19 protein-coding genes are annotated in these 23,913 nt (G+C 73.2%); 6 read left to right on the top strand and 13 right to left on the bottom strand.

All coding sequences use genetic code 11. From position 1 onward, the window contains the following. Positions 1–125: 125 nt before the first annotated feature. Genes ccsB through hemL form a run of 6 tightly spaced genes read right to left on the bottom strand, consistent with a single transcriptional unit; the run spans position 126 to position 6,135 of the window. Complete coding sequence (gene ccsB / locus M2302_RS22990) at positions 126–1,103, bottom strand: c-type cytochrome biogenesis protein CcsB (protein ID WP_280839916.1); 978 nt, start codon at positions 1,101–1,103, stop codon at positions 126–128. Then, entirely contained in the window at positions 1,103–2,719 is a 1,617-nt protein-coding gene (locus M2302_RS22985; RefSeq protein WP_280839915.1) for a cytochrome c biogenesis protein ResB, read from the bottom strand. The genes ccsB and M2302_RS22985 overlap by 1 nt, the downstream gene beginning before the upstream one ends. Continuing rightward, positions 2,719–3,573, bottom strand: a complete 855-nt coding sequence (locus M2302_RS22980; protein ID WP_280839914.1) for a cytochrome c biogenesis protein CcdA — start codon at positions 3,571–3,573, stop codon at positions 2,719–2,721. The genes M2302_RS22985 and M2302_RS22980 overlap by 1 nt, the downstream gene beginning before the upstream one ends. Further along, a complete protein-coding gene (locus M2302_RS22975; RefSeq protein ID WP_280839913.1) occupies positions 3,573–4,145 on the bottom strand; it encodes a TlpA disulfide reductase family protein in 573 nt (190 codons plus the stop codon). Before M2302_RS22975 ends, M2302_RS22980 begins: the two co-directional genes overlap by 1 nt. After that, complete coding sequence (locus M2302_RS22970; RefSeq protein ID WP_238451630.1) at positions 4,145–4,792, bottom strand: histidine phosphatase family protein; 648 nt, start codon at positions 4,790–4,792, stop codon at positions 4,145–4,147. Before M2302_RS22970 ends, M2302_RS22975 begins: the two co-directional genes overlap by 1 nt. Positions 4,793–4,797: 5 nt before the next feature. Continuing rightward, a complete protein-coding gene (hemL, locus tag M2302_RS22965; RefSeq protein WP_280839912.1) occupies positions 4,798–6,135 on the bottom strand; it encodes a glutamate-1-semialdehyde 2,1-aminomutase in 1,338 nt (445 codons plus the stop codon). A 141-nt stretch (positions 6,136–6,276) separates the two neighbouring features. Between hemL and M2302_RS22960 the strand changes: the two genes are divergently transcribed. Beyond that, complete coding sequence (locus tag M2302_RS22960) at positions 6,277–6,609, top strand: STAS domain-containing protein (RefSeq protein ID WP_154940461.1); 333 nt, start codon at positions 6,277–6,279, stop codon at positions 6,607–6,609. A 55-nt stretch (positions 6,610–6,664) separates the two neighbouring features. On the opposite strand, the gene M2302_RS22955 is transcribed toward M2302_RS22960, so the two are convergent. Together M2302_RS22955 and M2302_RS22950 are read right to left on the bottom strand one after the other, a co-directional pair. Continuing rightward, on the bottom strand, positions 6,665–8,257 hold the full coding sequence (locus tag M2302_RS22955) for an ABC transporter permease (protein ID WP_280839911.1): 1,593 nt from the start codon (positions 8,255–8,257) through the stop codon (positions 6,665–6,667). Next, the gene (locus M2302_RS22950) at positions 8,254–9,162 is read right to left on the bottom strand and encodes an ABC transporter ATP-binding protein (protein WP_280839910.1); all 909 of its coding nucleotides are present in this window, start codon (positions 9,160–9,162) and stop codon (positions 8,254–8,256) included. Before M2302_RS22950 ends, M2302_RS22955 begins: the two co-directional genes overlap by 4 nt. 92 nt (positions 9,163–9,254) lie before the next feature. On the opposite strand from M2302_RS22950, the gene M2302_RS22945 reads away from it, so the two are divergent. Beyond that, the gene (locus tag M2302_RS22945) at positions 9,255–9,761 is read left to right on the top strand and encodes a MarR family transcriptional regulator (RefSeq protein ID WP_280839909.1); all 507 of its coding nucleotides are present in this window, start codon (positions 9,255–9,257) and stop codon (positions 9,759–9,761) included. Positions 9,762–9,840: 79 nt separating this feature from the next. Here M2302_RS22945 and M2302_RS22940 read toward each other — a convergent pair whose 3' ends face one another. Further along, entirely contained in the window at positions 9,841–10,398 is a 558-nt protein-coding gene (locus tag M2302_RS22940) for a response regulator (RefSeq protein WP_088959338.1), read from the bottom strand. Further along, complete coding sequence (locus tag M2302_RS22935; RefSeq protein WP_280839908.1) at positions 10,395–14,765, bottom strand: HAMP domain-containing protein; 4,371 nt, start codon at positions 14,763–14,765, stop codon at positions 10,395–10,397. The genes M2302_RS22940 and M2302_RS22935 overlap by 4 nt, the downstream gene beginning before the upstream one ends. A 156-nt stretch (positions 14,766–14,921) precedes the next feature. On the opposite strand from M2302_RS22935, the gene M2302_RS22930 reads away from it, so the two are divergent. Both M2302_RS22930 and M2302_RS22925 read left to right on the top strand, forming a co-directional pair. Further along, on the top strand, positions 14,922–17,006 hold the full coding sequence (locus M2302_RS22930; RefSeq protein ID WP_280839907.1) for a SpoIIE family protein phosphatase: 2,085 nt from the start codon (positions 14,922–14,924) through the stop codon (positions 17,004–17,006). 78 nt (positions 17,007–17,084) lie between these two features. Continuing rightward, a complete protein-coding gene (locus M2302_RS22925) occupies positions 17,085–17,516 on the top strand; it encodes a hypothetical protein (protein ID WP_280839906.1) in 432 nt (143 codons plus the stop codon). Positions 17,517–17,525: 9 nt separating this feature from the next. Here the strand turns inward: M2302_RS22925 and M2302_RS22920 are convergent, their stop codons facing one another. Then, entirely contained in the window at positions 17,526–18,902 is a 1,377-nt protein-coding gene (locus M2302_RS22920; protein ID WP_280839905.1) for an FAD-binding oxidoreductase, read from the bottom strand. Between the two features lie 92 nt (positions 18,903–18,994). Between M2302_RS22920 and M2302_RS22915 the strand changes: the two genes are divergently transcribed. Both M2302_RS22915 and M2302_RS22910 read left to right on the top strand, forming a co-directional pair. Then, positions 18,995–21,091: a S9 family peptidase gene (locus M2302_RS22915; protein ID WP_280839904.1), complete on the top strand. Its 2,097-nt coding sequence runs from the start codon at positions 18,995–18,997 to the stop codon at positions 21,089–21,091. 10 nt (positions 21,092–21,101) lie between these two features. After that, positions 21,102–21,341: a hypothetical protein gene (locus tag M2302_RS22910; protein ID WP_280839903.1), complete on the top strand. Its 240-nt coding sequence runs from the start codon at positions 21,102–21,104 to the stop codon at positions 21,339–21,341. Between the two features lie 19 nt (positions 21,342–21,360). On the opposite strand, the gene M2302_RS22905 is transcribed toward M2302_RS22910, so the two are convergent. Both M2302_RS22905 and M2302_RS22900 read right to left on the bottom strand, forming a co-directional pair. Beyond that, positions 21,361–23,487, bottom strand: a complete 2,127-nt coding sequence (locus M2302_RS22905; protein ID WP_280839902.1) for a bifunctional polysaccharide deacetylase/glycosyltransferase family 2 protein — start codon at positions 23,485–23,487, stop codon at positions 21,361–21,363. 2 nt (positions 23,488–23,489) lie between these two features. Next, on the bottom strand, positions 23,490–23,909 hold the full coding sequence (locus M2302_RS22900; RefSeq protein ID WP_280839901.1) for a hypothetical protein: 420 nt from the start codon (positions 23,907–23,909) through the stop codon (positions 23,490–23,492). Positions 23,910–23,913 lie beyond the last annotated feature (4 nt).

Genomic DNA, 23,913 nt, shown 5'->3' with positions numbered 1-23,913 from the left:
AGAAGTGTAGTTCTACATTCTGCGGAGGGTGGCGGGACGCGCCGGCGGAGCGGATCGAGCTGGCCGACGTGCCGGAATTGCCTACCAGGTCACGCTGGGCGTGGACCGGGTGCTGACCGGCCGGCTCACTCCACCCCCGCGTAGGAGTGCAGGCCGGTGAAGAAGAAGTTCACCCCGAACAGGTTCATCAGCATGGTCAGGAAGCCGAGCACGGCGATCCAGGTGGCCACGTTGCGCTTCACGCTCGGGGTCGCCCGGGCGTGCAGGTAGCCGGCGTAGACCACCCAGGAGATGAAGGCCCAGGTCTCCTTCGGGTCCCAGCCCCAGGCCCGACCCCAGGCCGCCTCGGCCCAGATCGCGCCGGCGATCACCGCGAAGGTGAAGACCGGGAATGCGAAGGCGTGCAGCGCGAAGGTCAGCCGCTCCAGGCCGGCCGCCGCGGGCAGCCGCCGGGCCAGCGTGTACGGGAAGCTCCGCTTGCCCTGCTCGTACCCGTTGCGGATCAGGAACGCCATCGCCGGCACCACGCCCAGCAGGAAGATGCCCGAGCTGAACACGATCGTCGACACGTGGACGATGAACCAGTAGGACTGGAGCGCCGGCATCAGCGGCACCACCTGGACGTAGAGCTTCAGCTCGGCGAAGGCGAGCAGCAGCACCATCACCAGGGTGAGGAAGAGCCCCAGCCGGCGCAGCGCGGGGCGCTTGACGAGCACTGCCAGCCAGGCCGCCGTGCCGATCCAGGTGACCGTCAGCACGAACTCGTACATGTTGCCCCAGGGCATCCGCTCGGCGGCGATGCCCCGGGTGACCAGCGCCCCGAGGTGCAGCGCGGCGGCCAGCACGGTGACCCCGGCGGCGATCCGCCCGGCCAGCCGGGCCCGCTGCGCCGACCGGCTGCGCCGGGTCTCGGCGGCCACCGGCGCGGCGGAGGCGTCGACCGGGCCGCCGGTGGCGCCCACTCCGGCGCCGACCAGCTCACGAGCGGGGGCGGCCGACACCGCGCGGACGTTGCCCAGCGCGTACTCGACGGCGTGGCTGATCATCGCGACCAGGTACGCCAGGATCGCGAACGTCACCAGCTGGTCGGAGACTGCGGACATCACTCGACTCCCTCTCGCGCCCGCCCGTCGGGCCGTCCGTCGCCGCTGACCGCGGCGACGACCTGCGCGAACTCGTCGGCGAACCCTGGATGCTCGGTGCGCGGCAGCCCACCGGCCTCCACCAAACTACTACCGCTCGTCGGAGATCCACTGCCGGGGTCGACCCGGAACCAGACCCGCCGGCGCCGGGCGAAGAGCGAACCCATCAGGCCGCCCAGCAGCACCACGCAGGCGCCGAGCATCAGCGTCTGGCCGGGGGCGTGCCGCACCGAGAGCGTGATGTACGGCTTGGTGCCCACGAACTCCAGGCTGCTGCCGTCGTCCAGGGTCCACTTCTCCCCGACGCCCAGCTTCTTCTGGCCGATCTCCTTGAGCTTGCCGCTGGTCACCTGGCGCTGGTCGAGCTGGTAGACCGAGCCGGGGATGCCGGCGTCCAGCCCGAGGTTGCCCCGGTAGGCCGTCAGCACCACCGCCGGGTTCCGCTCGGTCGGGTACTTCGACTCGACGAAGGGCGCGCTGTCCGGCGCGGTCGGCAGGTAGAGCCCGTCGAAGGCGACCTGCTGGTCGGCGGCGCGGCTGCCGGTCTTCGGGTCGACGTTGGCGTCCGGGAAGGCGGCCAGACCCTCACTCGTGAGGTTGACGTCCCCGCTGGTCAGGAACGGCACCGTACTGGTCTGGCTGCGCCCGTACCGGTCGGTGTACTTCAGCACCGGGGCGTACCCGTGGCCGAGCAGGTAGACGTTGGCGGAGCCGAGCCGCAGCGGCGAGTTGACCGAGAAGGCGGCCGTCCGCTTCGACCCGTCCGGCTCGTCCACCGTCACCGAGGCCCGGTAGCTCTCCGGCTGGCCGGAGGGGAGGAACCGGGCGTCGAAGCCGTCCAGGGTCAGGCAGAACCCGGGCAGGTCGGCGCTCTCCACCCGCGGGCCGAGCGATGCCTCGGCGTACTGCTGGCGGGTGTTGCAGAAGGCGTTCTCCTCGCCGGCGACCAGCAGCTTGTTGCCGTGCCAGCCGTACCAGGAGCCGAGCGCGACCCCGATCAGCACCGCGACCAGCGAGGTGTGGAAGAGCAGGTTGCCGGTCTCCTTGAGGTAGCCCTTCTCGGCGGAGACCTCGTTGCCGCGTACCTCGACCCGCCAGCGGCGCCGGCGCAGCACGGCGGCGATCGCCGCCGGGTCGGTGGGCGCGTGCGCCGGCAGCACCGTGTGCTGCGGCAGCCGCTCCAGCCGCTTCGGCGCAGCCGGCGGCCGGGACCGCAGCGCGCGCAGGTGGTCGCGCATCCGGGGCAGGATGCAGCCGACCAGCGAGGTGAACAGCAGCAGGTAGATCGCGGAGAACCAGACCGAGCCGAAGACCTCGAAGGCGCCGATCCGGTCGAGTTGCGGGGCCAGCTCCGGGTGCGCCCGGAAGTACTCGTTCACCTTCTCCGGGTTGACGCCACGCTGGGGCAGCACCGAGCCGGGGATGGCGGCGACCGCGAGCAGGAACAACAGCACCAGGGCGGTACGCATGCTGGTGAGCTGCCGCCACGAGTTGCGGAGCAGGGCCAGCACCGGGTTGGGCCGCCGCCGGGGCGCCTCGGCCGGCGGGGTGGCCGGCCGGTCGTCCACGGTCGTCATCAGATGCTCACCTCGCCCACGCCCACGGTCGTCTGCAGCCAGATCACGAAGTTCTGCCACCCGCCGGTGACCAGCGCCAGGCCGATCAGGATCAGCAGGGCCCCGCCGATGCGGGTGACCCAGCGGCTGTTGCGCCGGACGGCGCGGAAGACCCCGAGCAGGCGGTGGAAGCCCAGCCCGAAGACGACGAACGGTAACCCCAGGCCGAGGCAGTAGGCCACGGCCAGCACCACGGCCCGGTCGGTCTTGCCGGCCGCCGTGGCCATCCCGAGCACCGCGCCCAGCGTCGGGCCGGTGCAGGGCAGCCAGCTCAGCGCGAAGACCGCGCCGAGGACCGGCGCCCCGAGCAGCCCGGCGGCGGGCAGCCGCTGGATGCGGAACTCGCGCTGCATGCCGGGGACCACGCCCAGGTAGCTCAGCCCGAGCAGCACGACCAGCGTGCCGATGACGATCTCCAGCGTCCGCTCGTGGTCGAAGAAGACGCGGCCGAAGCTGGCGAAGAGGATCGCGGTGGCGGTGAAGACGACGGTGAAGCCGGCGATGAAGAGCAGCGTTCCGGCGAGCACCCGCCCCTTGACCGCCGCCGCCGGCCGGGCGGCCACGGGCGTCGCGACGGCCACTCCGCCGCCGGCCGCGCCCGCGTCCCCGGGGGCCGCGTCGCCAGCCGGGGGCTCCTCGGCCCGCGCCCGCCCCTCCAGGTCCGCGCCGGCGAGCCCGGTCACGTACGACAGGTAGCCGGGCATCAGCGGCAGCACGCACGGGGAGAGGAAGCTGACCAGTCCGGCGAGCGCCGCCGCCCCGATCGCCAACAGCAGCGGACCCGACTCGGCGACCTGGCGGAACGTCTCGCCCATCAGCGGGAACCGGCGGGCGGCTGCTCGGCCGCGATCCGCTCGACGATCGGTTGCAGGCCGTCCTGCTTGACGGCCGCCCGGATCACGGTGGCGACCCGGCCGTCGCGGTCGAGCACGACGGTGGCCGGGACGGTGTTCGGCGGGATCTCCAGGGCGAGCGCGAGCCGGCTCGCCGGGTCGAACAGGCTCGGGTAGGTGACCCGACCCTCCTCGAAGGCGACCGCCTTGTCCCTGCTGTCCTGCACGTTGATGCCGAGGAAGGTCACCCCGGCGGCCTTGGTGGCCTGGTAGGTGGCCTCCAGGTCGTCGGCCTCGGCCCGACAGGGCGCGCACCACGAGCCCCAGAAGTTGAGCACGACCACCTGGCCACGGGCCTCGGAGACGTCGTACCGGCCGCCGGTGAGCAGCTCACCGGCGATCTTCGGGGCGGCCGAGCGCTGGTCCGGCGCGCACGCGACGATGCCGCCGTCGTTGGCGCAGCGGCTCTCCCCGTTCTCCGCGGAGCAGCCGACCAGCGCCGCCCCGGCGGTGACGGCGGCGAGCAGGACGGCGATCGGCCTCCGGGAACGCATCAGGCCCCCTTGGCCGTCCGGGCTGTCGTCGACATCGCGATCAGGTGCGCGGCGGGCTCGCTGTAGCCGATCCCGGTGACCTTCGCGCCGTCGAAGTGGAACGAGGTGAGGCTGGCCAGGCCGCACTGCCGGCGGCGCGGGTCGTGCCAGAGCCGCTTGCGCTCGACGTGGCGGCGCAGCGTCCAGATCGGCAGCTGGTGGGAGACCAGGACGGCCTCGCGCCCCTCGGCGGCGACCCGGGCGGCGTGCAGCGCGGCGAACATCCGCTCGGCGATGGCCTGGTAGGCCTCGCCCCAGGAGGGGGTGACCGGGTCGCGCAGCACCCACCAGTTGCGCGGGTCGCGGAACGAGCCGTCGCCCGGCGAGACCTTCTTGCCCTCGAACCAGTTGGCGCTCTCGATCAGCCGCTCGTCGACCCCGACGGGGAGCCCGAACTGGGCGGCGATCGGCTCGGCGGTCTGCTGGGCGCGCTCCAGCGGGCTCGCCACCACGTGCACGATCTCCCGCTCGGCGAGCGCCTGCGCCGCCGCCTTCGCCATCTGGATGCCCAGCTCCGACAGGCGGAAGCCGGGCAGCCGCCCGTACAGGATCTGGTCCGGGTTGTGCACCTCGCCGTGCCGCAGCACGTGGACAACCGTTGCGCTCACGTTCCCTACCCCCCGTGCCCCGCCGCTGCCGCCGCGTTCGCCGCCGTCGGCAGCGCGGCCGCGATCTGCTCCAGTGCGGCGTCGTCGATCGCCGCCGAGACGAACCACGACTCGAACGCGCTCGGCGGCAGGTAGACGCCGGCGGCGAGCATCGCGTGGAAGAACGCCTTGAAGGCGGGCACCTGCTGGGTGCGGGCGCTGTCGTAGTCGCGCACCTCGGCGTCGGTGAAGAAGATCGAGAACATGTTGCCCGCGGACGACAGGCGGTGCGGGACCCCGGCGGCGGCCAGCGCGTCGGCGGCGAGCCGGCCCACGGTGGCGGCCGTCTGGTCGAGCCGGCGGTAGAGCGCATCGTCGGCGAGCCGCAGGGTGGCCAGGCCGGCGGCGCAGGCCAGCGGGTTACCGGAGAGGGTGCCGGCTTGGTAGACCGGGCCGGCGGGGGCCAGTCGATCCATGATCTCGGTGCGCCCACCGAACGCGGCGGCGGGCAGGCCGCCGCCCATGACCTTCCCGTACGTCCACAGGTCGGCGTCGGACGGGTCGAGCCCGTGCCAGCCGGCGCGGGAGACCCGGAAACCGGTCATCACCTCGTCGACGATGAGCAGCGCGCCCTCGGCGTGGGCGATCGCGGCGAGCCGCTGGTTGAAGCCGTCGCGCGGGGCGACCACGCCCATGTTGCCGGCGGCGGCCTCGGTGATCACCGCGGCGATGTGCCGGCCCTCGTCGGCGAAGACCTTCTCCACCGCCGTGATGTCGTTGTACGGCAGCACGATGGTGTCGCCCGCCGCCGCACCGGTGACGCCGGGCGAGTCGGGCAGGCCGAGGGTGGCCACGCCGGAGCCGGCGGCGGCGAGCAGCCCGTCGGAGTGGCCGTGGTAGCAGCCGGAGAACTTGATGATCTTCGAACGGCCGGTGAAGCCGCGGGCCAGCCGGATCGCCGACATGGTGGCCTCGGTGCCGGAGTTGACCAGCCGGACCTGCTCCACCGGGGTGCGGTCGACGATCTCCGCGGCCAGCTCGACCTCGCCGGGCGTCGGCGTGCCGAAGCTGGTGCCCTTGCCGGCGGCCTCCCGGATGGCCTCGACCACCTCGGGGTGGGCGTGACCGAGGATCAGCGGGCCCCAGGAGCAGACCAGGTCGACATAGCGCCGGCCGTCGACGTCGTAGAGCCAGGGGCCCTCCCCCCGGACCATGAAGCGCGGGGTGCCACCGACGGCACGGAAGGCGCGCACGGGGGAGTTCACCCCGCCCGGCACGATGGCCTTGGCGCGGTCGAACAGGGCCTCGGAGGCCGGCGCGTCGGCCGGGTAGCGGCCGGATCCGGCGGAAAATATGTCGGTCACGATGTCGCCATTGTGTCAGCGCCGAACGGCCAATCGGCAGCCACCCCGGGGCGGGGTTACCAGACTCACCCCGGCGCGCGCGCCCGGCGGCCGAAGAGGTCTCACCGGGCCAGGGCGTCGAGATCGCGATAGGGTGGCCGGGTGGATCGTGCCGAACTGTCCATCACGGTACACCGGACGGGCGATGAAGTGGTGCTTCGCCTGGCCGGTGAGATCGACATGCTCACGGCCGGCCAGCTGTCGACCGTCGTCAACGAGGTGCTCGCCGACCCCCCGCCGCGGATCGTGCTCGACCTGGGCGGCGTGACGTTCTGCGATTCCCAGGGGCTCGGCACCCTGGTCGTGCTCAGCCGCAAGGCCAGCCACGCGCGGACCCTGCTGGTGCTCAGCAACGTCGGTGACTTCCTGCTCCGCGTCCTGGACATCACCGGGCTGCGCTCCGCCCTGATGATCCGCAACGAGACCGCCCCCTGACCGTCGCCGCGACCCTGAGGTGGACGGCTCAGCCGCCGCCCACCTCACGACCGCATCAGATGGTCGGGACGTCGCGGCGGCGGAAGCCGGTCAGGCCCGCCACGGCCAGCAGGACGGCCAGGGCGGTGAGGGCCAGCAGCGGGGTGGCGGTCCACGAGCCGCCGAGCACCTGCGGGGTGTGGGTGAACGGGGAGACGTCCAGCAGCCACTGGCTCAACTCCAGCACCGCGCCGATCTGACCGAGCAGCACGCAGACCACGAGCACCCCCCAGGCCACCAGCGCGAACCGGGGCAGCAGCCCGTAGAGCAGCACCGCCAGGCCGGCCAGCACCCAGGCCGCCGGCACCTGCGCCAGCCCCGCGCCGAGCATCCGGGGCAGCTGGCCCGGCACGTCACCCACGCTCAGCCCGTAGGTGAGCCCGGTGGCGAGCCCGGAGACGGCCAGCACCACCACCGGCCCGACCAGGGCGAAGAGCAGGTGCGAGGCGAGCCAGCGGGACCGGTGCACCCCGGTGGCCAGCAGCGGCTCCGCCCGACCGGCCGCCTCCTCCATACGCATCCGCAGCGCGGCCGCGATGCCGTAGCCGGCGGCGGCCAGGCCGACGAAGGCGAGCGTGCTGCCCAGGTACGCCTCGGCGAGCGCGGACGACCCGCCCAACCGGGCCATGATCTCCTCGAGCTGGGCGTTGCCCTCGACCGACCGGCCGGCCGCCTCGGCCGCGCCGCCGAGGATCAGCCCGAGCAGCCCGAAGCCGACCGACCAGCCGAGCAGCGCACCCCGGTGCAGTCGCCAGGCCAGCCCGAACGGTCCGGACAACCCACCTCCGGCGTGCGCCGGACCGAGCCGGGGTGGCAGCAGCCCGGCACCCAGGTCACGGCGCACCGACAGCGGGTACGCGAGTGCGCCGAGCAGCCCGGTCAGCGCGACGGGCAGCGCCAGCACCCACCAGCGCTCGCCCTCGTACGCCTGGATGCGCGGGGCCCAGCCCAGCGGCGAGAGCCAGCTCGGCCAGTCCCGCTCCGCGGTGTCACCGGCGAGCCGGAGCGCGAAGGCCAGGCCGAGCACCCCGACGGCGATCCCCCGCGCGCCGCCGGCCGTCTCGGTGAGCTGGGCGGCGAGCCCACCCACGGTGGCGAAGACGACCCCGACCAGCGCGGTCGACAGCCCGTAGGAGAGCGAGCCGGCCGCCGGGAGGCCGGTGGCGGCCAGGCCGGCCGCGGTGAGCAGGCCGAGCAGCAGGTTCGCCGCGTAGGTGACGGTCAGCGCGGCGGTCAGGCCGGCGTACCGGCCGAGCACGGTGGCGCCGAGCAGCTCGCCGCGGCCGGCCTCCTCCTCGGTGCGGGTGTGCCGGATGACGGTGAGCAGGCTGATCAGCCCGACGATCAGGGTGAGGAAGCCGCCCCGCTGGGCGGTGAGCGCGCCGACGCTGTCGCCGTACACCGGGCCGAGCAGGGCGACGATCGAGGGGTTCGTCGCGGTGCCGGTGGCGTACGCGGCCCGGTCGGCGGCGGTCGGGAAGAGCTCGAAGAAGCTCGTCGCGTACGTCATCGGCAGCACCGCCAGCACCAGCACCCAGAGCGGCAGCAGGATGCGGTCCCGGCGCAGGATCAGTCGGACGAGGTGCCGGGTGCCGGTGAGGGTGCTCATCGGTTCGCCCCGGCCGGCTCGTCGGCCGTCCCGTAGTGCCGCAGGAACAGCTCCTCCAGCGTCGGCGGTTGGCTGACCAGGCTCCGTACGCCCAGCTCGGCCAGCCGGCGCAGCGCGGCGTCCAGCGCCGGGTTGTCCACGTCGAAGCGCACCCGGCTGCCCTCCACCCGCAGGTCGTGCACGCCGGGGAGGTCCGCCAGGCCGTCCAGCGGGGCGGAGATCTCGGCGTCGATGGCGGTGCGGTGCAGGTGGCGCAGCTCGGTCAGCGTCCCGGTCTCCACGTTCCGCCCGTTGCGGATGATGGTGACCCGGTCGCAGAGCGCCTCCACCTCGGCGAGGATGTGGCTGGAGAGCAGCACCGTCCGGCCGTCCTGCTTGGCCCGGCGCACCCACTGCTGGAAGACCTCCTCCATCAACGGGTCCAGCCCGGAGGTCGGCTCGTCGAGGATGAGCAGCTCGACGTCGGAGGCCAGCGCGGCGACCAGGCCGACCTTCTGCCGGTTGCCCTTCGAGTAGGCCCGGCCCTTCTTGCGTGGGTCCAGCTCGAAGGATTCCAGCAGCTCGGCGCGGCGCTTCGGGTCGAGCCCGCCGCGCATCCGGCCGAGCAGGTCGATCACCTCGCCGCCGGAGAGGTTGGGCCAGAGGGTCACGTCGCCGGGGACGTACGCCAGCCGGCGGTGCAGCGCGACCGCGTCGCGCCACGGGTCGCCGCCGAGGAGCCGGACGGCCCCCGCGTCCGCCCGCAGCAGGCCGAGCAGCACCCGGATGGTGGTGGACTTGCCGGAGCCGTTGGGCCCGAGGAAGCCGTGCACCTCTCCGGCGCGGACGCTGAGGTCGAGGCCGTCGAGCGCCCGGATCCGGCCGTAGGTCTTGACCAGGCCGGTCACCGCGATGGGAGTTTCCATACATCAGAAGCTACACTCGTTTCACAAACTCGTGAAGACTGTGAGATCCGAGGCATAGTCGACGTCCGACCCGCAGTGAGGAGCACCCACCGATGACCGACGACCGCTGCGCCGCCCCCGACGTCGAGGAGGTCCACCTCTTCGTCGAACGGATGGCGATGGCCTTCGCCGAGGTCGGGTTCCCCCGGATGGCCGCCCGGGTGCTGTTCACGGTGATGAGCGCCGACGAGCCGCTGACCGCCGGCGAGATCGGCGAACGGCTGGGGGTGAGCGCGGCGGCCGTCTCCGGCGCCGTCCGCTACCTCACCCAGTTCGGCATGCTGCTGCGGGAGCCGGTGCCCCGCTCCCGCCGGGACCGCTACCGGGTGCCGGACAACCCCTGGTACGAGGCCACCATCACCAAGACCGGCATCTACAAGAACCTCATCGACGTCGCGACCGCCGGGGTCGACGCCCTGCACGGCCCGGCCACCCCGGGCGGCGAGCGGGTCGCCGAGATGCGCGACTTCTTCGTCTTCGTCCAAGAGGAGATCGACTCCCTCGGCGAACGCTGGCGCGCCCGCCGCGCCGCCACCGGCCACCCCCCGCGCTCCAACTGACCGCACTTACCGAGAAAGAGTGGCCATTCGCGCGGGAACGGCCACTCTTTCCGAGAAAAGTGCGCGGATCTTCGAGGGGTCAGGCGGTGTTGCCCCAGCGGGCCTGCTCCAGGATCTCCACCGCCCGGTCGCGGGTCTCCAGGTCGTCGTTGGCGCGCAGCAGCGAGGACGCCTCGTCCACCGCGTCGGTGAGCACCCGCCACTGGGCGTCCCGCTCCCGCACCAGGTCGGACTGCGCGGCGAGCTGCCGGGTCTTCACCCACAGCTCCACGAAGACCGACACCTTGGCCCGCAGCACCCACGGGTCGAAGGGCTTGGTGAGGTAGTCGACCGCGCCCACCGCGTAGCCGCGCAAGGCGAGCTGCGCATCCTTGTCGGCGGCGGTGAGGAAGATGATCGGCACGTGCCGGGTCCGCTCCCGCCGCTTGATGTGGCTGGCGGTCTCGAATCCGTCCATGTCCGGCATCTGAGCGTCCAGCAGGATCACCGCGAAGTCGTCCACCAGCAACTGCTTCAGCGCCGCCTCACCGCTCTCCACGGCGACCGACTGCACCGGAAGGCCCTGGAGAATGGCCTCCAGGGCCATCAGGTTCTCCCGCCGGTCGTCCACCAGCAGCGCCTTGGCTGTCTGCGTCACGAACTCTCCTCGCCTCGGCTGCCGCTGATCCACGACGCCATCCGCTCGATCAACTCGTCCAGGTCGACCGGCTTGGTGATGTAGTCACTGCCCCCGGCCGCCAGTGCCGACTCCCGGTCACCCGGCATCGCCTTCGCCGTCAGGAAGACGATCGGCAGGTCCGCGAAGCGGTGGTTGCGGCGGATCTGCCTGGTGGTCTCGTATCCGTCCTGATCCGGCATCATCGCATCCATCAACACGATGTCCACCTCCGGATGTTCGGCCAGCAGGCGGACCCCGTCCGCCCCGTTGTCCGAGTACAACACGGCCATGCCGTGCAACTCCAACGCGGAGGTCAGCGCGAACACGTTCCGTACGTCGTCGTCGACGATCAGCACCGTGGCGCCGTCGAGCTGCCGGGTCGCCGGGGCCTCCGCCGGCTGGGGCAGCAGCTCCATCGGCGGCATCAGCAACGACGAGGGCAGGCCGGCGCGCTGCGGCGACGGGGGCTGCGGCGCCACCACCGCGTCCGGCGCCAGCACGTCGGGTACGAAGAGGGTGAACGTCGAGCCCTGACCGGGCGCCGACGTGACGGTGATCGTGCCGCCCAGCAGGCGGGCCAGGTCCCGGCTGATCGACAGCCCCAGCCCCGTCCCGCCGTAGCGGCGGCTGGTGGTGCCGTCGGCCTGCTGGAACGCCTCGAAGATCAGCGACAGCTTGTCGTCCGAGACGCCGATGCCGGTGTCGATCACGGTGAACGCGATCACCTGCCGCGCGTTGGTCAGCGCCGGCACGTCGAACACCGCGTTCTCCGGCGCCGGCGCGATCCGCAACGTCACCGCGCCGTTGTCGGTGAACTTGATCGCGTTGGAGAGCAGGTTGCGCAGCACCTGCTGCAACCGCTGGGCGTCGGTGACCAGCGCCGGCGGCAGCTCCTTGGCCACCCGTACCTGGAAGTCCAGGCCCTTCTCCTCGGCCTGCGGGGCGAACGCCTGCTCGACGTACCCGCGGATCTCGTCGAACCGGATCTCGGTCGGCTGGACGTCCATCCGGCCCGCCTCGATCTTGGACAGGTCCAGGATGTCGTCGATCAGGGAGAGCAGGTCCGAGCCGGCGCTGTGGATGGTGCGGGCGAACTCGATCTGCTTGCGGCTGAGGTTCTGCTCCGAGTTCTCGGCCAGCAGCCGGGCCAGCAGCAGCAGCGAGTTCAGCGGTGTCCGCAGCTCGTGGCTCATGTTGGCCAGGAACTCCGACTTGTACGCCGAGGCTCGGGTGAGCTGCTGCGCCTTCTCCTCCAGGCCGAGCCGGGCCAGCTCGATCTCGCGGTTCTTGGTCTCGATGTTGCCCTTCTGCTCGGAGAGCAGCTTGGCCTTGTCCTCCAGCTCGGCGTTGGTGCGCTGCAACTCCGCCGACTGGTCCTGCAACTCCAGGGCCAGCCGCTGCGACTGCGCCAGCAGCTCCTCGGTCCGCCGGTTGGCCTGGATCGTGTTGACCGCGATGCCGGTGGTCAGCACCAGCCGCTCCAGGAACGCCAGGTGCAGCTCGGAGAAGCGGGCCACGCTGGCGAACTCGATCACGCCGAGCAGTTCGCCCTCGAAGAGGACCGGGAGCACGACCAGGTCGGCCGGGGGCGTCTCGGCCAATCCGGAGCGCAGGGTGAGCCGCCCGTCGGGCAGCGCGTTGACCCGGATCGTGCGGCGGGACAGCGCGGCCTGACCGACCAGCCCCTCCCCGGGGCCGAAGGTCACGTCGTGGCCGCGCGCCACGTAGCCGTACGAGGCGGTCAACCGCAGCCGCATCACGCCCTCGGAGGTGTCCGCCAGGAAGAACGCGCCCAGTTGCGCGTCGACCAGCGGGGTCACCTCCATCATGATCATGCGGCAGACCTCGCCGAGGTCCCGCTGGCCCTGGAGCAGGCCACCGATCCGGGCCAGGTTGGAGTCGAGCCAGCCCTGCTCGGCGTTCTTCTTGGTCGTCTCCCGGAGGGTGACGATCATCTGGTTGATGTTGTCCTTCAGCTCGGCGACCTCGCCCTGCGCCTTGACCGCGATCCGCTGGGTCAGGTCGCCCCGGGTCACCGAGGTGGACACCTGGGCGATCGCCCGCAGCTGGGTGGTGAGCGTCGAGGCGAGCTGGTTGACGTTCTCGGTGAGGTCCCGCCAGGTGCCGGAGACGCCCTTCACCTGGGCCTGACCGCCGAGCTTGCCCTCGATGCCGACCTCGCGGGCCACCCGGGTCACCTCGTCGGCGAACGAGGAGAGCTGGTCCACCATCGTGTTCACCGTCGACTTCAGCTCCAGGATCTCGCCCTGCGCGTCCACCGTGATCTTCTGCGACAGGTCACCCTTCGCCACCGCCGTGGTGACCGAGGCGATGTTGCGCACCTGCGACGTCAGGTTCGACGCCATCGAGTTCACGTTGTCGGTCAGGTCCCGCCACGTACCCGAGACGCCCTTGACCTGGGCCTGACCACCCAGCTTGCCCTCGGTACCCACCTCGCGGGCCACCCGGGTCACCTCGTCGGCGAACGAGGAGAGCTGGTCCACCATCGTGTTCACCGTGGACTTCAGCTCCAGGATCTCGCCCTGCGCGTCCACCGTGATCTTCTGCGACAGGTCACCCTTCGCCACCGCGGTGGAGACCTGGGCGATGTTGCGCACCTGGGCGGTCAGGTTCGACGCCATCGAGTTCACGTTGTCGGTCAGGTCCCGCCAGGTGCCGGCCACGCCGCGCACCTGGGCCTGACCACCCAGCTTGCCCTCGGTACCCACCTCACGGGCCACCCGGGTCACCTCGTCGGCGAACGACGACAGCTGGTCCACCATCGTGTTCACCGTCGACTTCAGCTCCAGGATCTCGCCCCGGGCGTCCACCGTGATCTTCTGCGACAGGTCACCCTTGGCGACCGCCGTGGTGACCGAGGCGATGTTGCGCACCTGCGACGTCAGGTTCGACGCCATCGAGTTCACGTTGTCGGTCAGGTCCCGCCACGTACCCAGGACGCCCTTGACCTGCGCCTGACCACCCAACTTGCCCTCGGTACCCACCTCGCGGGCCACCCGGGTCACCTCGTCGGCGAACGAGGAGAGCTGGTCCACCATCGTGTTGACGGTGTTCTTCAGCTCCAGGATCTCGCCCTGCGCGTCGACGGTGATCTTCTGGCTCAGGTCACCCTTCGCGACCGCCGTGGAGACCTGCGAGATGTTGCGGACCTGGCTGGTCAGGTTGCCGGCGAGCTGGTTGACGTTCTCGGTGAGGTCCCGCCAGGTGCCGGAGACCCCACGCACCTGGGCCTGGCCACCCAGCTTGCCCTCGATGCCCACCTCGCGGGCCACCCGGGTCACCTCGCCGGCGAACGACGACAGCTGGTCGACCATCGTGTTGACGGTGTCCTTCAGCTCCAGGATCTCGCCCTGTGCCGCAACGGTGATCTTCTGCGACAGGTCACCCCGGGCCACCGCCGTGGAGACCTGGGCGATGTTGCGCACCTGGGCGGTCAGGTTCGACGCCATCGAGTTGACGCTGTCAGTCAGGTCCTTCCAGGTGCCGGCGACGTTCGGCACCTCCGCCTGACCGCCGAGATTGCCCTCGGTGCCCACCTCGCGGGCCACCCGGGTCACCTGCTCGGCGAAGAGCCGCAGGGTGTCGGTGAGGGAGTTCATCGTGTCGGCCAGCTCGGCCACCTCGCCGCGCGCCCCGACGGTGATCTTCTGGGACAGGTCGCCCTTCGCCACCGCCGTCGCCACCTGGGAGATCGACCGCACCTGGCCGGTCAGGTTCGACGCCATGGTGTTCACCGAATCGGTGAGGTCCTTCCAGGTGCCGGCGACGCCCCGGACGTCGGCCTGGCCGCCGAGCTTGCCCTCGGTGCCCACCTCCCGGGCCACCCGGGTCACCTCGTTGGAGAAGGACGAGAGCTGGTCGACCATCGTGTTGACCGTGCGGCCGATGCGCAGGTACTCACCGCGCAGCGGGCGGCCGTCGATCTCCAGCGCCATATGCTGGGAAAGGTCGCCGTCGGCCACCGCCACGATCACCCGGGCGATCTCGGTGGTCGGCCGCCCCAGGTCGTCGATCAGCGAGTTGATCGCCCGCTGCCCCTCCGCCCAGGAACCGTCGAACCCCTCCTCGTCGAGGCGTTCGGTGAGCCGGCCGTCCCGGCCGACGATCCGGCTGATCCGGCGCAGGTCCAGGTGCTGCCGCTCCTGGATCGACACCACGTCGTTGAAGGCGTCCGCCACCTCACCGGCCGCACCCGCGCGCCGGGGCAGCCGGACCTTGAAGTCGCCGCCCCGCACCCGACGCAGCGCCTCCGCCAGCTCGACGAGAAGCGCCGCGTGCTCGGAAGCGGACGGATCCGCGGTCACCGACTGTTTCGCGCTCATCATTCCTCGCTCAGCTCGGGGCCACCGGCGCTTGCCGACACGCCGCCATCCCATCATTGTGCCCGCGCGGGTGTCGATGCCACGGACGCGAAGTGCGCCGCGCGCCCGGTGTGGCGCCGTCCGTGTCGCGCCGTCCGGCTTGGCACCCGGCCGGCGGCGATGGAGGATACGAGGGTGTCAGCGGAGACGGGGCCCGCGTCGGACGGGGGCCGGGACGAGCACGTCCGGCGCGTCCGGCTGCCCGCCGACCGGCGTACGCCCGCCGCCGCCCGGGCGCTGGTCCGCTCGGTGCTGGCCGAGGCCGACCTCGACGACCTGCTCAACGAGGCGCTGCTGCTGACCACCGAACTCTCCACCAACGCGGTGGAGCACGCCCGCACCGAACTGGACATCGAGGTCGTCACCGACCCGGTCGGGCTCACCGTGACCGTCTCCGACTTCGCCACCGGCCCGGTGGACGAGCTGGTGGTCGGCATCCGCAGCGACACCGAGAACATCGACGAGGTCTCGGAGCGGGGCCGCGGGCTGCTGCTCGTCGACCACTTCGCCAGCCGCTGGGGGACGACGTACCTGCCCACCGGCAAGGGGGTCTGGTTCCGGCTGGACCGCCCCGGCGCCGCCCCGGCCGGCCCGGTGGCGCTGGAGCACGTCCCCGCGAACGGCGGGGAGGGCACCGTGGCGGCGAGTTCCGCGCCGAGCGCCGCCGCGATGAGCGAGCTGACCCAGACCAGCCCCGACCCGAACGCCGACGACCCGCTGCCCGACTTCGCCGCCGACCTGCTCACCCGGGTCGCCGAGATGGTGGGCGCGGCCGGCGGGGTGATCCGGCTGGACCGGGGCGACGGGCAGGGCATCCAGCCACTTGCTCGCTACGGCCGCCAACCCCGCCCGGGCGACGAGCTGCTCCAGGTGCCGTTGGCGGTGCACCGCCCGTACGCCGGGGAGCTGGAGCTGGACGCGGCCCCCTCGGCGTACGCGCGACCGCTCGCCGTGCTCGCCGCCGAACGGCTGTCGCTGCACCTGGAGAACGACCGGCTGCGCCGGGCGGACGTCCGCCGGCAGGCGTGGCTGACCTTCCTCGCCGAGGCGAGCGAGCTGCTCGCCCAGTCGCTGGACGTCGAGCTGACCATGGCGCTGGTCCCGCAGCTGGTGGTGCCCCGGCTCGGCCAATGGTGCGCCGTGCACACCACCGACGAGTGGGGCCGGCTGCGGCTGGCCGCCTCCAGCCACGCCGACGAGGCGATGCTGCCGCAGCTGCACAAGGTGCTCCAGGAGGTCGGCCCGGACTCGGTCCAGGCCCGGCTGCGGGAGGCGTCCCGCAGCGCCGCGCAGGTGCCGCTCGGCCCCCCGATGGAGGGCTTCGCCGTGCCGTTGATCGCCCGCGGCCAGCGGCTGGGCACCCTGGCCGTCGGCCGGCACCTGCGGCACCGGCACGACCCGGACGAGGTCGCCGTGCTGGAGGACGTGGCCCGCCGGGCCGCCCTCGCCATCGAGAACGCCCGGATCCACGCCGAGCGGCGCCGGGTGGCCCAGACGCTCCAGCAGTCGCTGCTCCCGCCGGTGCTGCCGGTGGTCGAGGGAATCGGCTTCGCCGCCGAGTACGTCCCGACCGGCGACGACGCCGAGGTCGGCGGCGACTTCTACGACGTGCTGCCGCTGCCCGACGGGCGCTGGCTGGTGGTGATCGGCGACGTCTCCGGCAAGGGCGTGCAGGCGGCGGCGGTCACCGGGCTGGTGCGGGACGTGATCCGGGTGCTGGTCGGCGACGGCAAGCCGCTGCCCGAGGTGCTGGCCCGGCTGAACGAGACCCTGGTGGAACGCGGCGGCGGCCGCTACTGCACCCTCGCGCTCGCTGCCGTCGGGCCGGGCCGGTACGGGCAGCTCGACGTCTCGCTGCACCTGGCCGGCCACGACCGCCCGGTGCTGCTGCGCGGCACCGGGGGCGCCGCCTTCGTCGGCACCGGCGGCACCGCGCTGGGGCTGATCGACACGATCACCTCGCCGACGGCGGAGATCCCCCTCGGGGCCGGCGACTCGCTGGTCTTCTACACCGACGGGGTGACCGAGCGCCGGCGCGGCCGGGAGCTGTTCGGCGTCGACCGGCTCCGGGACGCGGCCGCCCCGCTGGCCGGGTACTCGGCCGACGTGGTCGCCGCCCGGCTGCGCGCCACCGCCATCAACTTCTCGGTGGAGGCGCCCCGGGACGACATCGCCATCCTGGTGCTCCGCAACGACGCCCTCTGAGCCCGTCGCCCGGCCGCCGGGCCGGTAGATCAACGGCGAGGGACATTGCACGCATGTCGATGCGAGTACCGTGACGGCATGTCGGATGTCGCGGGTGTCAGCGAGGAACGCCGGCCACGGGTCGGCGCCATCCTCACCGGGCACCTCGTGCTCGCCGGGGCGCTCGTCGTGCTGGTGGCGGCCTACCTGGGTCGGATGGCCAGTGCCGGGGTGGGCCCGGCGGAGATGGTCACCGGGCAGTACGACCCGAAGGACATGGTGCCGTTCGGCATCAGCGGGGCGAACCCGTTCGCCTGGCTCTACCTGGCCGTGTCCCTGCTGTACCTCGCGGGAGTCGTGCTCGGGCCGGCGCTGGCCCTCTACACCGCGGCGGTGCTGGCCCGGGATCAGGACCGGCTGCCGCCTCGCGCCCGGGCCCTGCTGCTCGCCGCCACGCTCACCACGCTCGCCCTGACGGTGCTGCGCTTCACCCCGGTGCTGCACGACATGCACCGGTGGTGGCTGGACTGACCCCGGCGCTCAGAGACCGCCGGGCAGGCGGCCCGGGGCGAGCCGCCGGTGCGGGTCGAGATGGTCCTTGGCCGCCCGGAGCCGGGGAATCACCGCCGCCTCACCCCACACGTCGACGGCCTGCCGGACGGGCTCGGGTGCGTTGACCACCACGCACCGCCCCCGGCGGGCGAGCAGCACCCCGCGGACGGCGGCGAGGATCGAGGCGACCCGCTCGCCGGACAGCGCCCCGGGCAGGGCCGCGTGCACCACGCCCAGGCCGGCGGAGCCGCGCACCGGGACCGGAGCGCCGGCCGCGTCCCGCAGCGCGTAGACCGCGGCGTGCAGGTCGGTGATCGGCACCTCGATGCGCAACGCCGTGTCGCCCGGCCCGAACGGGTAGCGCCGCCACCACGACGGGGCCGCGTCGAGCACGCTCGCCTGGCCCTCGAAGAGCGCCACCAGCCGCTCGGCCCGCTCGGTGACGTCGGCCGGGCCCCCCTCCAGCAGCACCGCCAGAGTGCCGGCGCCGCCGCGCGCCGCCGGCTGCTCGCCGCGCCGCCCGGCCATCGAGGGGTGGTTGGCGCGGGCCGCCGCCCGCGACGGGTGCACCGGCCGGTGCGACCGGGACCCGGCGGTGGGCAGGTCGAGCTCGACGGCGGCCGGGTCGAGGCGGGCGGCGAGCACCGCGCACACCAGGTCGTGCACCTCCAGCGGCGTCCACACCGGCCGGGTCACCCAGACCCGGCTGGCCGGTACGGCCTGCACCCGCAGCGTGGCCGAGACCAGCACCCCGAGCCCGCCCTGGGAGCCGCAGAGCAGCCGGCCCACGTCGAGCCCGACCGGCGCCGGTCCGGCCGGCGGCTCGGCCGCGCCCGCGCTGACCAGCTCGCCGTCGGCGTCCAGCCAGCGCAGGCCGACCAGTTGCTCGCAGGCGGTGCCGTACCGGTGGCGCAGCGGGCCGGCCTCGTCGGCGGCGAGCACCCCGCCGAGGGTGGCGCCGGGCGAGGACGGATCCAGCGGCAGCCGCCGGCCGGTGCGCTCCAGGATGGACTGCACCGCGCGCAGCGGGGTGCCGGCGCCGATCTCGGCCACCGGCGAGCCGACCGGCTGGTGACCGAGGCCGGCGAGCCGGCCGGTGTCGAGCATGACGTCGACCCGGGCCGGTGCCGCACCCCAGTCGATCTTCGTGCCGGCGCCCCGGGGCACCACGCTCAGGTCGTGCCGGGCGGCCAGCCGCAGCACCTCGGCGGCGGCCCCGGCACCGCCGGGCACCGCCACCCAGCGGGCGGCCCGCCCGGCGACCTCGTCGGCCGCCCCGGCGAAGCGGGCGAAGGAGGGACCGCAGATCGCGGTGAGCCGTCGGGTGATCTCCATTGCGCCGGTGGATCGTGCTGCTGCCGCCATGCCGGTCATCGTACACATGTTCGAAAGACCTGGCGGCGGGTCGGGCGAAGAGGCCGGGTCGCGGGCAGTGCCCGGCCGGTAACGTGACGCCCGTGACCAAGAAGACCTCCGCGCCCGTCGCGAACCGGGTGCCCGCCGAGCGCACCCACCACGGCGACACCGTCATCGACGAGTACGCCTGGCTCGCCGCCAAGGACGACCCGGCGACGATCGCCCACCTGACCGCCGAGAACGCGTACACCGAGGCCCGCACGGCGCACCTGGAAGGGCTGCGCGCGGAGCTGTTCGAGGAGACCCGCCGGCGCACCCAGGAGACCGACCTGTCGGTGCCCAGCCGCAAGGACGGCTACTGGTACTACACCCGCACGGTCGAGGGCCAGCAGTACGGCGTGCACTGCCGCCGGGCGGTCCGCGACGGCGAGACCGTGCCCCCGGTCAGCGCGGACGGCGCCCCGCTCGACGGCGAGGAGGTGCTGCTCGACGGCAACCTGATCGCCGAGGGGCACGACTTCTTCGCCCTCGGCGCGTTCGACGTCAGCCCGGACGGGCGCTGGCTGGCGTACTCGACGGACTTCGCCGGCGACGAGCGGTTCACCCTGCGGATCAAGGACCTGACCACCGGCGAGCTGCTCCCCGACGAGGTGCCCGGCACCTTCTACGGCACCGCCTGGTCGGCGGACGCCTCGGTGCTCTTCTACGTCACCGTGGACGAGGCGTGGCGGCCCAACCGGGTGTGGCGGCACGCCGTCGGCACCCCGTCGACCGAGGACGTGGTGGTCCACCAGGAGGACGACGAGCGGTTCTGGGTCGGCGTCGGCCTGACCCGCTCCGAGCGCTTCGTGCTCATCGACATCCACAGCAAGGTGACCAGCGAGGTCCGGGTCGTCCCGGCCGGCAACCCCACCGGCGAGCCGGCCGTGATCGCCCCGCGCCGGCAGGGGATCGAGTACACGGTCGAGCATCACGGCCACCGTTTCCTGATCCTGCACAACGACGGCGCGGAGGACTTCGCGCTGGCGTACACCTCGGCGGACGCGCCGGGCGACTGGGTGCCGCTGATCGAGCACTCCCCCGGCACCCGGCTGGAGTCGGTCGACGCGTTCTCCGACCACCTCGTCGTCTCGCTGCGCAGCAACGGCCTCACCGGCCTGCGGGTCATCCCGGTCGGCGACGGCGACGCCCACGACATCGACTTCCCGGAGCCGATCTACAGCGTCGGCCTGGACGCCAACCCGGAGTACCGCACCCGGGAGATCCGGCTGCGCTACACCTCCCTGGTCACCCCGGACTCGGTGTACGACTACGACCTGGTCACGCGGCAGATGGTGCTGCGCCGGCGCAAGCCGGTCCGGCCGGGGCCGGACGGGCGGGCGTACGACCCGGCCGACTACGAGCAGCACCGCGACTGGGCGCTCGCCGACGACGGCACCCGGGTGCCGATCTCGCTGGTCTGCCGCGCCGGCACGCCCAAGGACGGCTCGGCCCCCTGCGTGATCTACGGGTACGGCTCGTACGAGGCCAGCATGGACCCGTGGTTCTCCATCGCCCGGCTCTCCCTGCTCGACCGGGGCGTCGTCTTCGCCGTGGCGCACATCCGCGGCGGCGGTGAACTGGGCCGGCGCTGGTACGACGAGGGCAAGCTGCTGGCCAAGAAGAACACCTTCACCGACTTCGTGGCCTGCGCCCGCCACCTGGTCAAGGCCGGCTGGACGGCCGGTGACCGGCTGGTCGCCCGGGGCGCCTCGGCCGGCGGGCTGCTGATGGGCGCGGTCGCCAACCTGGCCCCGGACGCGTTCGCCGGGATCGTCGCGCAGGTGCCCTTCGTGGACGCGCTCACCTCGATCCTCGACCCGTCGCTGCCGCTGACCGTCACCGAGTGGGAGGAGTGGGGCAACCCGCTCGCCGACCCGGAGGTGTACGCGTACATGAAGTCGTACACCCCGTACGAGAACGTGGCGGCCGTCGACTATCCGGCCATCCTCGCGGTGACCAGCCTCAACGACACCCGGGTGCTCTACCACGAGCCGGCGAAGTGGATCGCTCGGCTGCGGGCGATCGCCCCGCAGGGCGACTACCTGCTCAAGACCGAGATGGGCGCCGGGCACGGCGGCCCGAGCGGCCGGTACGACTCCTGGCGCGAGGAGGCGTTCATCAACGCCTGGATCCTCGACAAGCTCGGCCGCGCCTGAGGCCGCCGGCTTGACCAGTCACGACGAGGGCCGGGCGGACGAGGAGCCGCCCGGCCCGGACGTACCGGCGCCGGAACCGGAACCGGGCGCGGAAGCGGAAGCGCAGGCGGGCGCGGAACCGGGCGTGGCCCGGCGCGGGCCGGCCTGGCTGATCGTCGGCGTGGTCGCCGCCACCCTGCTGATCTGCTGCTGCTCGGCGGTGGTCGGGCTGGCCCTCTCCTGGTCCGCCGGCCTCCTCGGCTCCCGCTGACCCCACCGACCCCGGCCGGTCAGCGGGAGCGGCCGGGCGGGGCCGCGCCGACCAGCGCCGCCGCCTCGCCGGTGCGGACCATCCGCTGCCAGCGCAGCCGGTTGCCGATCACCGCGGTGACCGCCGACTGCACCACCACCAGGTACATCACCTGCCGGTAGACCAGTTGCTGCAACGGCAGCGCCCACAGTGGGCCGAAGCCCTCCCGGTCCAGGCGCAGCGCGTACGCGGCGGTCAGCCCCTGGAGCAGGAGCAGCCCCACCCAGGCCAGCACCAGCGTCGACCAGGGCAGGAAGAACAGGCCGTAGACGGCGAACACGTCGACCGCCGGGGCGGCCAGCGGCAGCACGATCTGGAACACCGTCAGGTACGGCAGGCCCCGCCGGCCCAGCTTGCCCCCGGCCCCCGCCTCGCGCAGGGCGTGCCGGTGCTTCCACATCGCCTGCATGGTGCCGTAGCACCAGCGGTAGCGCTGCCGCCAGAGCTGGCGCAGCGAGGAGGGCGCCTCGGTCCAGGCGATCGCCGCCTCCTCGTACACCACCCGCCAGCCGGCCCGGAGCACCTGCATGGTCAGGTCGGTGTCCTCGGCGAGGGTGTCCGAGGGAACCCCGCCGACGGCGAGCAGCACCTCGCGGCGGAACGCGCCGATCGCGCCGGGGATGGTCGGCATGCACTCCAGCACGTCGTACATCCGGCGGTCGAGGTTGAAGCCGATCACGTACTCCAGGTGCCGCCAGCGGCCCAGCAGCCGACGCCGGTTGGCGACCTTGGTGTTGCCGGAGATCGCCCCGACGGTGTGGTCGGCGAAGCCCTGCACCAACCGGTGCACGGTGTCCGGCTGGAAGACGGTGTCCCCGTCGACCAGCACCAGCAGGTCGGCCCGGGCGGCCCGGATGCCGGTGTTCAGCGCGGCGGGCTTGCCGGCGTTGGCCTGCCGGATGACCCGCACCCCGCGCAGGCCCATCCGCTCGACGATGTCGGCGGTGCCGTCGCTGGAGCCGTCGTCCACCACGATCACCTCCAGCGCCGGGTAGGCGCTGGCCACCAGCGACCGCACCGTCGCCGCGATGTTCGCCGCCTCGTTGTACGCGGGCACTATCACCGAGACCGGCGCGGTGACCGGCGGCCGGGGGTGCCGGGGCCGGCGTACCCGGCGGACGTGCAGCTGGGCGCAGGTCACCTGTACGGCGAGCCGGGCGATGCCGAGCACCAGCGCGACGGCGAGCAGGATGTTCATCGCGGTGGCCGCCCACTCGGCCCCCGTCTGGGTCCAGCGCAGCGCGTGGCCGCTCAGCCGGGTGCCGACGCCGGCCGGGACGGTCGACGGCGGCGCGTCGACGCCCGCGGAGACGGTGGTGAACCGGTAGCCCTGCTTCGACAGCCGGGTGAGCAGCTGGTCCACGGCCGCCACGGTCTGGCCGCGGTCACCGCCGCCGTCGTGCATGAGCACCACCGCGCCCCGCCCCGGCTGCGGGGTCGCCGCCCGGACGATCGCGGGTACGCCGGGGCGCTGCCAGTCCTTGGGGTCCAGGTCGGCGAGCACGGCCACGTGCCCGCTGCCGGCGGCGGCCCGCAGCGCGTCGTACCCGGCGGCGGTCAGCGACGGGGTGGTGGACGAGAAGGGGGGCCGGAGCAGGGTGACCTCCCGGCCGGTGGCCGCGGCGATCGCCTTGCGGGTCAGCGACAGCTCCAGGTCGGCCCGCCAGCCGGAGACCGTGGCGAGGTCGGCGTGGGTGTAGGTGTGCGAGCCCAGCTCGTGCCCCTCGTCGAGGATCCGCCGGACCAGCTCGGGGTGCGCGTTGACCCGGGAGCCGACCACGAAGAAGGTGGCGTGCGCCCCGTGCCGGCGCAGCACGTCGAGCAGCTCGGGCGTCCACCGCGGGTCCGGCCCGTCGTCGAAGGTGAGCGCGATGGTGCGGTCCGGCATCCGCCGGCTGACCGGTTCGGGCTGGTCCAGCCGCAGCACCGGCCCGCCGTCGGTGACCGTCCTCGGCCCGGGCACGTCCGGGGCGGCGGACGGCCCGGAGCCGCCGGCGAGCCCGGTGACCAGCCCGTTGACGGTCAGCGCGGCGAGCAGCAGGAACAGGCCGAGCAGGAGCAGCACCCAGTGGGCCCGCGGGTCGCGGCGGGCTACGTGACGCGCCACGGTCAGTGCGGCTTGCCGGGCGAGCGGCTGGGCTTGCCGGTACGCCGCACATCGCCCTGGCCGGGCACGCTGGCGGACGGCTGGGGCCCCGGGCGTGCGGTCGTGGCGGGCGGGCCGGCCGCCCGGGTGGGCGTCGGCGCGGCGGTGCTGGCCACCGGCGACGGTCGCGACGAGGCCGCCCGGTTGCCCGGCTCACCCAGTTCCTCCGGGGTGTCCACGCCCGCTTCGATCGGCGGCCGCGCCCGGGGGTCGGTCCAGCCCGGCAGCGGGACGGTGCTGTCGCCGAAGAGCCCGGCCAGGATCAGCCCGATGCTGGTGAGCAGGCCGAGCCCCATCGCGGTGCCGGCGATCGTCATGAGCCGGCGCCGCTTCCCGGTCCGGTCGACGAACACCGGCGGCGCACCGCCCGGCTGGTTGTGCATCTGG

Origin of the sequence: Micromonospora sp. A200, from assembly GCF_029893845.1 — a bacterium.
Taxonomy (GTDB): Bacteria; Actinomycetota; Actinomycetes; order Mycobacteriales; family Micromonosporaceae; genus Micromonospora; species Micromonospora purpureochromogenes.
The sequence above is the reverse complement of the archived record's forward strand: the minus strand, read 5'-3'. Positions and strand labels throughout refer to the sequence as shown.